Raw genomic sequence first — 13,479 nt, 5'->3', positions numbered from 1 at the left:
CCCAGGTGACGATCATGATTATGGATCATCGTAGTGGGCGGCGGCGGGTGGAAGATCAGGGATCGCGGCGGGGCGCGGCTCACCCGTACGATGTGGCCATGCGGCTGATCGTCGTGATCGGTTACGACGGCATCGAGCTCGTGGACGTGGCGTCCGTGACGACCGGTTTCGACCACGCCAACCAGCAGGGTGCCGACCCGGCGTACGAGGTCGTGTTCGTGACACCGATGGGCCGGCCCGTGCGGTGCGACTCCGGGCTGGAGCTGTCCGCGCAGCACCGGGTCGACCGGATGAACGGCCCGATCGACACCCTGGTCGTCTCCGGCGGCCGGGGGCACGCGGCCGCCGCCGCGAACCCCCGGTTCGTCAGCCAGGTCACGCGGCTGGCCGGGCTGTCGCGGCGGGTGGCGTCGGTGTGCACCGGGGCGACGGTGCTGGCCGCGGCCGGGCTGCTCGACAACCGCCGGGCCACCACGCACTGGTACTACGCCGGGCAGTTGGCCGCGCGCTACCCGCAGGTGGACGTCGACCCGGCGCCGATCTTCATCCGGGACGGCGACGTGGCGACGTCGGGCGGGGTCACCGCCGCGCTGGACCTCACGCTGGCCTTCATCGAGGAGGACCACGGGGCCGAGCTCGCCCGCCGCGTGGCCATGGGCATGGTCGCCTACCTGAAGCGTCCAGGGAACCAGGCGCAGGTGAGCCTGTTCAACCGGATCCCGCGCTCCGATCAGGCCCTGGTACGGCGGGTCGTCGACCACGTGATCAGCAACCTCGACGGCGATCTCGGCGTCCCCCGGCTGGCCGCGCTCGCCGGGGTGAGCGAGCGGCATCTGAGCAGGCTGTTCGTCGAGCACGTCGGACGGACCCCGTCGCGGCTGGTCCGCGACGCGCGGCTGGAGGCGGCCTCCCAGCTGCTCGCCGGATCGCGCGAGCCGGTCGCGGCCATCGCCCGCCGGTGCGGGTTCACCTCCGCCGAGTCACTGCGGCAGGCGTTCGTGGCGTGGGCCGGCGTCTCGCCGTCACGCTTCCGTTCCAGGGCGACCGGGCGCGAGCCAAGCCGCTGAACGGGTCCGGCGCAGCCGCGGCCGACGGGCCGGGGTCAGGCGAGGTCCGCGGTCACGTCCGGGACCGGTGTCTCCACCCGCGGCAGCCGCCGGTAGCCGCTCGGGTCGGGCCGGTCCGGGATCTCCAGGGGCGCCCGCCGCACCTCCTCGTACGGGATCGTGGACAGCAGATGGGAGATCATGTTGATCCTGGCCCGCCGCTTGTCCTCGCTCTCCACCTCGTACCACGGCGCCTCGGGGATGTGCGTGTGGATCATCATCTCGTCCTTGGCCCGCGAGTACTCCTCCCACCGCGTGATCGACTCCAGGTCCATCTCCGACAGCTTCCACCGCCGCATCGGATCACCCAGCCGCGCCCGGAACCGCCGTTCCTGCTCGCCGTCGCTCACCGAGAACCAGTACTTGCGCAGCAGGATCCCGTCCTCCACCAGCAACCGCTCGAAGATCGGGCACTGGTGCAGGAAGCGGGTGTACTCCTCCTGCGTGCAGAACCCCATGACCCGCTCCACCCCGGCCCGGTTGTACCAGCTCCGGTCGAACAGCACGATCTGCCCCGCGGCCGGCATGTGCTCCACGTACCGCTGGAAATACCACTGCGTCCGCTCCCGCTCGGTGGGCGCGGGCAGCGCCGCGATCCTGGCCATGCGCGGGTTGAGGTATTCGGCGACCCGCTTGATCGTGCCCCCTTTGCCCGCCGCGTCCCTCCCCTCGAAGACCACGACCACCCGCGCGCCCTCCGCCTTCACCCACTCCTGCAGCTTCACCAGCTCCGCCTGCAGCTCAAGCAGCCGCTTCTCGTAAGGCTTGCGCCGCAACCTGTCAGAGCTCACGCGATCAGACTCCTCCCACCGGCAAGGGCGCGCGGTGCTGGCGCCCGCGTGCCATCATGCGCCATCCTCGGGCGTGCTCCGTTTTCTGCCCGGCCTGGCCAGTCTGACCGCCTACCGGCGCGAATGGCTGCGTGGCGACCTGCTCGCCGGGCTGACCGTCGCCGCCTACCTCGTCCCCCAGGTCATGGCGTACGCCACCGTGGCCGGCCTGCCGCCGGTGACCGGGTTGTGGGCGATCCTGGCGCCGCTGGCCCTGTACGCCCTGCTGGGCTCCTCCCGCCGGCTGTCGGTCGGGCCCGAGTCGACCACCGCGCTGATGACCGCCACCGCCATCGGCCCCCTGGCCGCCGGGAACCCCGCCGGGTACGCCGCGCTGGCCGCCACGCTGGCCGTCACCGTCGGGCTGCTCTGCGTGGGCTGCCGGCTGCTGCGGCTGGGCTTCGTCGCGGATCTGCTGTCCAGGCCGATCCTGGTCGGCTACCTGGCCGGCGTGGCCGTCATCATGATCGTGGGCCAGCTCGGCAAGCTCACCGGCGTCCCGGTGTCGGGCGAGTCCCTCATCGAGCAGGTGTCGTCGTTCGTCCGCCAGACGCCCCACGCCCATCTCGGCACCGTCCTCATGGCGGCCGCCGTGCTGGCCTTCCTGTTCCTGCTTCAGTGGCGGCTGCCCGCGGCCCCGGCGCCGCTGCTCGCGGTGCTGCTGGCCACGCTGAGCGTGACGGTGTTCCACCTGGAGGCCCGGGGCATCAAGGTGGTCGGCGAGATCCCGGCGGGGCTGCCCTCCCCCGCGCTGCCCCCGCTGGAGAACCTCCTGCTGCCCGCCGTCGGCGTCTTCCTCGTCGGCTACAGCGACAACATGCTGACCGCCCGCTCCTTCGCCGCCCGCCACCACCAGGACATCGACGCCAACCAGGAGCTCCTCGCCCTCGGCGTGGCCAACCTGGGCGCGGGCGTGCTGCACGGCTTCCCGGTCAGCAGCAGCGGCAGCCGCACCGCGCTCGCCGACGCCGCCGGCGCCCGCACGCAGCTGTACTCGCTCACCTGCCTGGTCGCCGTCGCGGCCGTGCTCATGTTCGCGGGGCCGCTGCTGGCCGACTTCCCCACCGCCGCCCTCGGCGCGATCGTCGTCTACGCCGCCACCCGGCTCGTCTCACTGCCCGATTTCGTGCGGCTGGCCCGTTTCCGCCGCACCGAGCTCCTGCTCGCCCTCGGCGCCTTCGCCGGCGTCCTGATCTTCGACATCCTGTACGGCATCCTGCTCGCCGTGGCGTTGTCCGTCGCCGAGATGCTCTCCCGGGTGGCCCGCCCCCACGACGCCGTCCAGGGCCTGGTGCCGGGCCTGGCGGGCATGCACGACGTCGACGACTACCCGGCCGCCCGCACCATCCCCGGCCTGGTCATCTACCGCTACGACTCGCCGCTGTTCTTCGCCAACGCCCAGGACTTCCACCGCCGCGCCCTGGCCGCCGTCGACCAGCAGGCCGACCCCGTCCGCTGGTTCGTCCTGAACACCGAGGCCAACGTCGAGGTGGACATCACCGCCCTGGACGCCGTCGACTCCCTGCGCCAGGAGCTGGACCGGCGCGGCATCGTCTTCGCCATGGCCAGGGTCAAGCAGGACCTGCGCACGTACCTGGACGCCTACGGCCTGACCGCCGCGGTCGGCGAGGACCGGATCTTCCCCACCCTCCCGACCGCGGTCGCCGCCTACCGGCAGTGGCAGGCCGAAACGACAACCTAGGGGCCGAGCGCGCGAGGGGCGTGCGCGGCGGCCAGCCTCAGCTGCAGGCGGGTGTGAAAGGACAGCGTGGAGACGAGCGCCTGGTGGCCGCCGTGCGGCAGGGCGGTGCGGAACGCCTCGTGCAGCAGGTCGTCGGCGCCGGAGATGCATCTGATCTCGTGGCTGACGGTGAGCGCGCGCCGCAGGTAGCGCGTCGTCTCCGCGTTCCGTCCCGAGGCCAGGTTCGCGAATCCCATGGCGGTGAGCGCGAGGCTCTCGCTCCAGCGGTCGCCGATCTCGCGGGAGATGGTCAGCGCCTGGCCGAGCGGATGGGACGCGTCCCCGAAGTCGCCGGTGATCAGCCGGCCGAGGCCGATCACGATGAGGGCCAGGCTCTCCCCCCAGCGGTCGCCGATCTCGCGGGAGATCGAGAGCGCCCGGTAGAGGGGGCCGGTGGCTTCCGCGCCGCCTCCGGCGATCAGGCAGGTGAAGCCGACGGCGACGAGGGCCAGGCTCTCACCCCAGCGGTCGCCGACCTCGCAGGTGACGCTGAGCGCCCTCTTGAGGTGGACCATGCTCGCGCGGTGATGCCCGAGCTGGCGGTAGGCGGTGCCGATGCCGACCAGCGCGCGGCCCTGGCCGCACAGGTCGCCCGCCTCCCGGTAGCGGGCGAGGGAGCGCTGATGCTGGCGCAGCGCCTCGGCGAAGTGGCCCGCGCGGTCGTGGATGAACCCCAGATGGTTGCGCGTCTTGGCCTCGCCCCAGCCGTCGCCGCTCTGCTGGTCCAGGACGAGCGCCCGGCCGTGGTGGTCCAGCGCCTCGGAGAGGTGCCCGGCCCGCCAGTACGCGAAGCCGAGGTTCTTCATCGTCTCGGCCAGGACGCGGGGGTCACCGGTGTCCCGCGCGGCGTCGAGTGCCCGCAGATGCGTGTCGATCCAGTCGCGTACGTGCCCGCGGATGAGGAAGAACCGCCAGAGCGCGTGCGCCAGCCGCCAGGTGAAGTCGTCCCATCCGTACTCGGCCGACAGCACGACGGCCGCGACGAGGTTGGCCCGCTCCTCCTCCACCCACGCCAGCGCGTCGTCCGGGCCGTCCAGCGCGGGCGGCTCGGCGGGGGCGCGGTCGATCGTGTCGGGGAAGCGTTTCCTGGTGGGTTCGACGAGGTCCGCGGCACGGCCGGCGGTGTGGAGGTACCAGTTCAGCACGCGGCGGAGCGCGGCCGTCCGTTCGGCCAGGCCGTCCGTGAGGGCGCTCTGCTCGGCGGCGTACGCGTGGAGCAGGTCGTGGAAGCGGTGCCGGTCCTGTCCCGGTCTCTCCAGCAGCGACCGGTCGGCCAGGACGTCGAGCAGCCGCCGCGCCTCGGCGACCGGGACGCCGGCCAGCGCGGCCGCCGCCCCCGGGCCGACGTCGGGACCGGGGTGCAGGCTCAGCAGCCGGAACATGCGGGCCGCCGGCGGCTCCAGCGCGCGGTACGACCAGGAGAGCACCGCCCGCACGCTCGCCTCGTGGTCGTCGGAGGTGTCCAGCGCGTCCAGCCGGGTCCGCTGGGCCCGCACCTCCTCGGCCAGGCTGTTCAGCGGGCTGTCGGGGCGGGACATCGCGTGCTCGGCCGCGATGGTCAGCGCCAGCGGCAGGTGGACGCACGACCGGGCCAGCTCGGCGGCGGCCCACGGCCTGGCGCCGATCCGTTCCGGACCGAGGATCGCGGCCAGCAGGGCGGCCGACTCGCCGGGCGAGAACTGGCCGAGGAGCAGGAGCCGCGCCCCCTCCCGAACGGCCAGCCCGCGCATCTGGTTGCGGCTGGTGACCAGCACGAACGAGTGCGAGCCCGGCAGCAGCGGACGCACCTGGGCCGCGTCACGGGCGTTGTCGAGCAGCATGAGGACCCGCCGCCCGGCCAGCACGCTGCGCAGCAGCGCCGAGCGCGCGTCGCTCTCCTTGGGAACCCGCTGCCCGACCACGCCCAGCGCGTTGAGCAGCAGCTCCAGCGCGGCATGGGGCTCGACGGGCGCGCCGGGACCGAAGCCGCGCAGGTTGAGGTAGAGCACGCCGCCGGGGAAGCGGTCGACGACCGAGTGCGCCCAGTGCACGGCCAGCGCCGTCTTGCCCACGCCGCCCATCCCGCTGATGGCGGCGATCACGATGGGCGGCGACGCCTGACCGTTCTCGCGGGCGAGGAGCGCGTCCAGAGCCGCGAGCTCGCGCCGGCGCCCGGTGAAGGAGGCGAGGTCGGAGGGCAGCTGCTGCGGGCGTACCAGGCTCGCGGGCGGGTCGTCCTCCTCGTCGAGGTCCTGCCAGGCGGGCGGCTCCGCGCGGGCCTGGGGCTCGTCGAGCCCGCGGGCGGGCTCGGGGTCGTCGGCGAGGATGGCGGAGTGCACGCGGACCAGCTCCTGGCCGGGGTCGATGCCCAGCTCCTCGCGCAGCAGCACGGCGACGCTGCGGTAGGTCTCCAGCGCCTCCGCCCGGCGGCCGGACCGGTGCAGCGCCACCAGCAGCTGGGCCCACAGCCGCTCGTGGAACGGATGCTCCGCGGTCGCCTCCTTGAGGACTCTGACCATCTCGTCGTCGCGGCCGAGCCGCAGGCCGAGCTGGAACCACCGGTCGACGGCCCGCAGCCGCTCCTCCACGACCAGCGGCACCTCGTCGCGGTGCAGCGACTCCGACGGAACCCCGGACAGCATGGGGCCGCGCCACAGCCCCAGCGCGCCGCCGAGGAGATCCGCCTCGCCGGCGGCGTCCGAGCTCGCGCCGGCCCGCGCGACCAGCTCCCGGAACCGCGACAGGTCCAGCCCATCGGGCGGCAGGTCGATGGCGTAGCCGTCGTTGGACGTGCGGATCAGCCGCCGGGCGCCGTCACTCCCCGGGTCCTCGCCCAGCGCGCGCCGCAACCGCGCGACGTGCGTGTGCAGCGCGCTGCGGGCGCTGTTGGGGACGGCGTCGGCCCAGACCCGCTCGATCAGCTCGTCCGGTGAGACATGGTGGTTGGCTCGCAGCAGCAGCGTGGCGAGCACGATCCGCTGCTTGGCCGCCGGCAGCGAGATCGGCCGGCCGTCACGCAAGATTTCGAGCGGTCCCAGAACCCCGAACCGGAACCCAGCATATGAACTTATATCCACATTCATCCTGACGTCGCGGGTGTTGGACGACAGCACGGGCGGGTGGGGAGGCGGCGTTTCCCCCGTCGCGCCTTGGATCACCACCCATCCTATGCGGGATGATCCGCCGCGCGCGGCCACGATCAGGGCGCGGACCAGCGGAGTCCGGGTGCGGCAGGTCTCGTCGAGCCGATCGACCTCGATGCCGTCACCACCTCAAAGGTGGCGTTCGATGACGTCAGGCGTGCGGGGGACGGCGCTCGCGTGGACGGCGGCCTGCTCCGCGGCCGAGATGAGGCCGAGGCGCCGCAGCGCCTGCGCGGACTCGTGCCAGCACCTGCGGGCCTCCTCCGCCCGGCGCAGGTCGTGGTAGGCCCGGCCCAGGCCCCACAGGTGTTCGGCCTCGCCGTAGGAGCCGCCGTGCCCGCCCGTGCCGTCGAGCGCCAGCGCCTCCCTGAACCGCTCCACCGCCGCGCCCGGATCCCCCACGAGCCGGTGCGCCTCGGCCAGCTGCCCGATGGCGCCGGCGAGGGGCAGGAGGCAGTCGCCGGCCCGGAGGGCGGCCACGGCCTGGCGATGGGCGTCGAACGCCTCCCCGAACCGCTCGGCCCGCCGGTGGGCCAGGGCGAGGTTCGTCAGCGTGACGCCCTCGTGGCAGCGGTCGGCGTGGGCGCGGTGCAGGCGCAGAGCCTCCAGGTGGCGGCCGACGGCCCGCTCGAACCTCCCCATGCGCCAGCACACGGTCCCGGCGTGGTCGAGCACGACCGCCGCGCGCCGGGTGTCGCCGATGCGGCGGTAGTCGCCGAGAGCCCGCTCGAAGCACTGGTCCGCTTCCGCCAGGAAGCCCAGCTGGGACCTGGCGGCGCCCAGGCCGGTGTACGCGAACGCCCGGTAGGCGACGTTCCCCATGCGTTCCGCGCTCTCCACGCCGATCTGGGCGATCAGCAGCTCCTGGTGCCAGTGGCCGCGTACGTGGAGCGGATGGGCGAGCGCGGCGACCAGCGCCACGGCCAGGTCGTCGTCCCGGCCGGCCGCCTGCCGGACGACGGTGACCATGTTGGCGGCCTCCGCGTCCACCCAGGCGTGCGCCTCCCGCCGGCCGGTCAGGGCCATCCCCCGGTCGCCGTCAGGCGCGGACCCCAGGGTGATGCGCCACCTGGCCGCCGGGTCGAGCAGCAGCGTCGCGCCGCGCCCGGTCGCCAGGTAGCAGTGCAGGACCCGGCGCACGGCCGCGTCGACGACCTGGCCGGGGTCACACGCCTCCGCGCGCTCCCGGGCGTACAGGCGGAGCAGGTCGTGCACGCGGTAGCGGCCGGGGGCGGGGCTGTCGGCCAGCCGGCACTCGACCAAGGTCTCCAGGAGCTCGTCGGCGCGGCCGGCGGGCAGGTCGGCCAGGACCGCGGCGACCTCGGCGCCGACGTCCGCGCAGCCGAGCACGCCCAGCAGCCGAAACAGCCGCGCGGCCGCCCCGTCGCCCCCGGTCGCGAGCTCCCGGTAGCCCACCTCGAACCCGGACCGGACCGCCCTGCCGTCCACCTGCAGCTCGGCCAGCCGGCGGCGCTCGGCCGCGAGCCGGTCCCGCATCGCGGCCACCGTCCAGGCCGGCCGGGCGGCCAGGCGCGCGGCGACGATGCTCAGGGCCAGGGGCAGGCCGCCGCACAGCCGTACCACGTCGGCCACCGCCTGCGGCTCCGCCTCGATGCGCTCCTGGCCGGCCAGCCGCGACAGCAGGAGGCCCGCGTCCTCGTCGGGCAGGACGCCGAGGTCGCGGTGGACGACCCCGCCGATGGGCGCGAGCAGCCGCCGGGACGTGATGACGACGCCGCAGCCCAGCCCGCCGGGGACGAGCGGGCGTACCTGCTCCGCGTCGCGGGCGTTGTCCAGGACGACCAGGACGCGCCTGCCGCTGGTCAGCGATCGGTACCGGGCCGTCGCCTCCTCGACCGAGGCCGGGACGGCCGGCTCCGCCAGGCCCAGGGAGCGCAGGAACCGGCGCAGCACCTCGACGGGCCGCGCCGGCTCGCCGTCGGTCGTGGCGCCGTGCAGGTCCGCGTACAGCTGGCCGTCGGGGAAGTGCCCGGCCACGCGGTGGGCGACGTGGACGGCCAGCGCCGACTTCCCCACGCCGCCCGCGCCGGTGATCGCGACGATCGCGGGGCGCCGGCGGCCGGCCGTCATGTGATCGCGCAGGAACTCCACCTCGGCGCCCCGCCCGGTGAAGGCGCCGTTGTCGGCGGGCAACTCGGCGGGCGACCCGATGGACGGTTCAGGGGGCACGGATGCCACCGGCGAGTCTCGCGGCGGCGGCTCGGCGGCCCCGGTCGGCGCGGCGATGTCCCGGCGCGCCTGCTGGATCTTCGGGCCGGGGTCCAGCCCGAGCTCGCCCAGCAGATCGCGGACCCTCCGGTACGTCTGCAGCGCCTCCGACTGGCGTCCGGCCCGCGACAGGGCGGTCATCAGCTGGGCCCAGAAGCGTTCGTGCGACGGGTGCGCGTCCACGGCCGCCTGCAGGCCCGGGATCGCCTCGGCCGGCTCCCCCCGGCTGATCGACACCTCGAACCAGCGTTCCTGCGCCCGCAGCCGCTCCTCCTCCAGGATCGGCACGACCTCGCGGTGCAGGGACGCCGACGCGACGTCGGCGAGCACGGGTCCGCGCCACAGGGCCAGGGCCTCGCGGAGCAGCCGCGCCTCCCGCGCGGCGTCGTCGCGCGCCCGCGCCTCGGCCGCCAGCTCCGTGAGGCGGCGGAACTCCAGGATGTCGAGCGTCTTCGGGGTGGTCCGGATGGAGTAGCCCAGGTCGTGCGTTTTGATCAGCTCCCGGCCGCCGCGCAGGGTGCGCCGCAGCCGGGCCATGTGCGTGTGCAGGGAGGCGAACGGATTGGCGGGCGGTTCGCTCCCCCAGAGCCGCTCGATCAGCTCGTCCCTGGTGACCAGGTGATTGGCCTGGAGCAGCAGGGTCGCCAGGGCGACCCGCTGCTTGGCGGCCGCGACGGTGACCGGGCTCCCCCGCCTGACGACCTCCAGCTGGCCGAGCACGCGGAAACGCAGCGCGTCGTCGAGTTCCAATGGCAGCCCTTTCCGGTGTCCGTGGCGCATCCGGCAGCTCATAGCTGCCGCTGGATGACCTCCGGGGTTTCGGGTGTCGTGCTCGTCTGGATGCGGCGCTTCTCGCCCGCCGAGATGAGATCGAGGTCGTGCAGGATCGTCGCGGCCTCGTCCCAGCACAGGCGGGCGTCGCACGACTTGCCCAGGTCGTGCAGGGCCCTGCCCAGTCCCCACAGGCGTTCGGCGTGCCCGTACGAGCCGCCGTGCCCGGCGCGGCGGTCGATGTCGAGGGCCTGCTCGAAGTGGCGGATGGCACGTTCCGCCCGGCCGGACAGCCGGCAGGCCTCGGCGAGGTTGCCCAGCGCGGCGGCGTGGAGCCGCCCGTTGCCGCTGGAGCTGAAGATGGCGATGGCCCTGCCGTGCAGGTGGAAGGCCTCCTGGTAACGCTCCATCCGCTGGTGGGCGAGCCCGAGGTTGGACAGGGTGATGCCCTCGCCGAGCCGGTTGCCCAGGCTGCGGTGGACCTTCAGCGCCTGGCGGTGATAGTCGACGCTCTCGACGTAACGGCCCTCGCGGCACTTGGCGCTGCCCAGGTCGTCGAGCAGGGTCGCCTCGTGGCGGGTCACGCCGACCGCCCGGTAGGCCCGCAGCGCCTGCTCCAGGTGGGGCACGGCGTCGGCCATCCGCTCCCGGGCCGACAGCGCGGTGCCCAGGTTCTGGTGGATGATCGCCCGGTAGAGCGCGTTGCGCGACCGGGTGGCCGCGACGATCGCGGTCTCGCAGATCTGCAGCTCCTGCCGCCACCGGCCGCGGGTGAACAGCACGTACGACAGCGCCGTGGCCAGCCCCACGGTCAGGTCGTCGTCCTCGCCCCTGGCCGCCTGCCGCACCACGGTCACCGCGTTGTACGCCTCGTCGTCGGCCCAGGCCAGCGTCTGCTCGCGGGTCTCCAGCAGGAGACCGCTGCCCGCCGGAAGGGCCGGACCGACCTCGGCCCGCCACAGTTGCGACGGGCTGAGCAGGCCCACGGCCCGGCGCGCGGTGGCCAGGTAGAAGTGCAGCATCCGCCGCACCGCTCGGGCCGCGTCGCCGTCCGCCGCCGCACGTTCGCGGGCGAACAGGCGCAGCAGGTCGTGCATGCGATACCGGCCCGGCGCGTACGTCTGCACCAGCTGCGCGTCCACCAGCAGCTCCAGCAGCCGTTCCGCCTGCTCGGCGGGCACGTCGGCGAGCGCGGCGGCGGTCGGCACGCCGATGTCGTGGCCGTCGAAGAGCCCGAGCAGCCGGAACATGCGCGCGGCCGCCTTACCGGCGGAGAAGGACAGCAGATCCTCGTGACTCACCATGAAGCTGGCGCGGATGGCCCGGTCGTCCGCCTCCAGCCCGCCGTCCGGCGACCGTTCGGCCCGCCGCATGCGGGCGGCCATGGCCGCGACCGGCCAGTCCGGCCGCCGGGCCAGTCGCGCGGCCGTGATGGACAGCGCCAGCGGCAGGCCGCCGCAGCGCCGTACGATCTCCGCGCTCGCGCCGGGCTCGGCCGCGAGCCGCCCGGCGCCGACGAGCCGGCCGAGCAGCGCGTGGGCGTCGGCCTCCGGCAGCACGTCCAGCTGCAGGTGCTGGACCCCGTCGAGCGAGGTGAGCATCCGGCGGCTGGTCACCAGCACGCCGCAGCCCCTGCCGCCGGGCAGCAGCGGACGCACCTGCCCGGCGTCGCGCGCGTTGTCCAGCACCATGAGCAGCCGCCTGGTCCCCGTCATCGAGCGGAACAGGCTCGCCGCCGCCTCCACGTCGTCGGGCACCGCGGAGGCCGGCACGCCCATCGCGTGCAGGACGCGCCCCAGCGCCTCGCGCGGCCCCAGCGGGGGGACGTCGGGGGTGGCGCCCTGCAGGTTGACGTACAGCTGCCCGTCGGGGAAGCGACCGGCGACCCGATGGGCGACGTGGATGGCCAGCGCGGACTTCCCGATCCCGCCGGGTCCGGCGATCGCCGCCACCCCCGCCCGCTCCAGGGTCGCCGTCAGGGACTCCACCTGCTCCGCCCGCCCGCTGAAGACCCGCACGTCCGCCGGCAGCCGCCCGACGACCGGGGCCGCGGCGGCCTCGGACCTCGCCCGCGGTGCGGGCAGCCGGCCTGCGGCCCCGGGCCCGGCCGGTGGCGGCGGGACGGCCTCCAGCGGCTCCTGGCGCAGGACGAGCGCCTGGACCCGCCGCAGCTCCGGGCCCGGCTCCAGGCAGAACGCGTCCCGGAGTCCCTTGCGCACCGTCTCGTAGACCTCCAGCGCCTCCGCCTGGCGACCGGCCTGGTAGAGGCAGAGCATGAGCCGGGTGCCCAGCCGCTCGCTCAGCGGCGAGCCGGCCAGCGCCGCCCGCAGCTCGCCGATGATCTGCGGACCCTGACCGGCGCGCCACGCGAGCTCGAACCACTCCTCCTGGGCATGCGTCCGCTCCGCCAGCACGGACGGCACGTCGTCGCGGTGCAGCACGTCCGACGGCACGTCGGAGAGCATCGGCCCCCGCCACAGTCCGAGCGCCCGCCGGAGCAGGAGGCCCTTCCCCTCCTCCTCCGCCTCCGCCGCCCCGGCCACCAGCTGCCGGAACCTGAGCAGATCCACCGACTCCGGATCCGCCCGCAGGAGGTAGCCGCCGCCACCGGTCTCGATCGGCTCCGATCTGTCCTGGCCCCCGTTGAGGACAGACCGGAGCCGGGTCATGTGCGTGTGGACCGCGGCCCGCGGGTCGAGTGGAGCGTCGTCGTGCCACAGCCGGTCGATCAGGCGGTCCATCGACACGTGCCGGTTCACGTGCAGCAGCAACGTCGCCAGCGCGACCCGCTGTTTTCCGGCACTGATCGCAAGCGCCCTTCCGTCGCGCTCCACCTCTAATGCGCCGAGCACCCTGAAAACGATCACATTGACCTCCTTCGCAGCCATCAGAGGCATGTGGGGACAGACGAGACGCCCGCGGCCGTTCCGGCACCGGCCCGCGAACCTTTCTCCGCACGAACGACGGTAGCCACCGGCGATGTCGCCGTTCTTGCACGAACCTTGCGTCGCGCGGACCGCGCGTTTCACCGGCGCGGCCGGGATCGGCGCCGCACGCGCGACAGGCTCACGACAGGTCCGCGAAAGGACCTGATGCGATCGTGAGGCCCGGACGACATCGCCGAGCCCGCTGGAGGACTCTGTGGAAGGCATGCGGATCACGGCGCTGATGGCCGCCACGCTCTCGATGGGCCTCGTGGCGGGGGTCTTCGGCCTGTACGCGCACACGATCATGCCGGGCCTCGCGCGGACCGACGACCGCACCTTCGTCGGCGCGTTCCAGTCCATCGACCGGGCGATCATCAACCCGTGGTTCATGGCGGGCGGCTTCCTGGGCGCCCTCCTGTTCACGGTCCTCGCCGCGCTGGCCTACATCGGCCGCCCGGCCCTGCCGTGGATCGTCGCCGCGCTCGTCCTGTACGCGATCACCGTGGTCATCACCCTGGTGGTCAATGTGCCGCTCAACGACGCGATCAAGGCGGCGGGGAACCCCGGCCACATCGACGTGGCCGCTGTCCGCGAGGCGTTCGATGAGATGCGCTGGCGCGGCTGGAACCTCGTCCGCGTGATCGCCTCCACGACCGCGTTCGGCCTGCTCGCCTGGGCGCTCACGTTGTCCGGCACGTCGGGCTAGCGCCCGCTGACACGCCTTCCCGGCCAAACCGTAGGCGTCCGGGTGAT

7 protein-coding genes are annotated in these 13,479 nt (G+C 74.0%); 3 read left to right on the top strand and 4 right to left on the bottom strand.

Annotated features, from left to right (window positions below; genetic code table 11):
* The first annotated feature begins 98 nt into the window (after positions 1-98).
* Positions 99-1,067, top strand: a complete 969-nt coding sequence (locus ACIBQ1_RS42040) for a GlxA family transcriptional regulator (RefSeq protein WP_397286050.1) — start codon at positions 99-101, stop codon at positions 1,065-1,067.
* Between the two features lie 35 nt (positions 1,068-1,102).
* Here the strand turns inward: ACIBQ1_RS42040 and ppk2 are convergent, their stop codons facing one another.
* Positions 1,103-1,897 (bottom strand): polyphosphate kinase 2, encoded by a 795-nt coding sequence (ppk2, locus tag ACIBQ1_RS42035; RefSeq protein ID WP_397286048.1) that lies wholly within the window; start codon positions 1,895-1,897, stop codon positions 1,103-1,105.
* A gap of 73 nt (positions 1,898-1,970) precedes the next feature.
* Between ppk2 and ACIBQ1_RS42030 the strand changes: the two genes are divergently transcribed.
* The gene (locus ACIBQ1_RS42030) at positions 1,971-3,638 is read left to right on the top strand and encodes a SulP family inorganic anion transporter (RefSeq protein ID WP_397286046.1); all 1,668 of its coding nucleotides are present in this window, start codon (positions 1,971-1,973) and stop codon (positions 3,636-3,638) included.
* On the opposite strand, the gene ACIBQ1_RS42025 is transcribed toward ACIBQ1_RS42030, so the two are convergent.
* The 3 genes from ACIBQ1_RS42025 to ACIBQ1_RS42015 form a co-directional block, all read right to left on the bottom strand.
* Positions 3,635-6,676, bottom strand: coding sequence for an AfsR/SARP family transcriptional regulator (locus ACIBQ1_RS42025; protein ID WP_397286044.1), 3,042 nt, complete (start codon positions 6,674-6,676; stop codon positions 3,635-3,637). The two genes, ACIBQ1_RS42030 and ACIBQ1_RS42025, sit on opposite strands and share 4 nt — an antisense overlap.
* A 252-nt stretch (positions 6,677-6,928) precedes the next feature.
* Complete coding sequence (locus ACIBQ1_RS42020) at positions 6,929-9,808, bottom strand: AfsR/SARP family transcriptional regulator (protein WP_397286042.1); 2,880 nt, start codon at positions 9,806-9,808, stop codon at positions 6,929-6,931.
* 8 nt (positions 9,809-9,816) lie between these two features.
* Positions 9,817-12,666 (bottom strand): AfsR/SARP family transcriptional regulator, encoded by a 2,850-nt coding sequence (locus tag ACIBQ1_RS42015; RefSeq protein ID WP_397286040.1) that lies wholly within the window; start codon positions 12,664-12,666, stop codon positions 9,817-9,819.
* Between the two features lie 283 nt (positions 12,667-12,949).
* Here ACIBQ1_RS42015 and ACIBQ1_RS42010 point away from each other — a divergent pair, with 283 nt between their 5' ends.
* Positions 12,950-13,432, top strand: a complete 483-nt coding sequence (locus ACIBQ1_RS42010) for a DUF1772 domain-containing protein (RefSeq protein WP_397286291.1) — start codon at positions 12,950-12,952, stop codon at positions 13,430-13,432.
* The last annotated feature ends 47 nt before the right edge of the window (positions 13,433-13,479 follow it).

The sequence above is a fragment of the Nonomuraea sp. NPDC050153 genome, from assembly GCF_044460125.1.
Classification (GTDB): Bacteria; Actinomycetota; Actinomycetes; order Streptosporangiales; family Streptosporangiaceae; genus Nonomuraea.
The sequence above is the reverse complement of the archived record's forward strand: the minus strand, read 5'-3'. Positions and strand labels throughout refer to the sequence as shown.

Excerpts from the sequence above, each read along its gene's own strand:
- ACIBQ1_RS42040 (WP_397286050.1), top strand. The coding sequence starts at position 99 with ATGCGGCTGATCGTCGTGATCGGTTACGACGGCATCGAGCTCGTGGAC.
- ACIBQ1_RS42020 (WP_397286042.1), bottom strand. The coding sequence starts at position 9,808 with ATGCGCCACGGACACCGGAAAGGGCTGCCATTGGAACTCGACGACGCG.
- ACIBQ1_RS42010 (WP_397286291.1), top strand. The coding sequence starts at position 12,950 with ATGCGGATCACGGCGCTGATGGCCGCCACGCTCTCGATGGGCCTCGTG.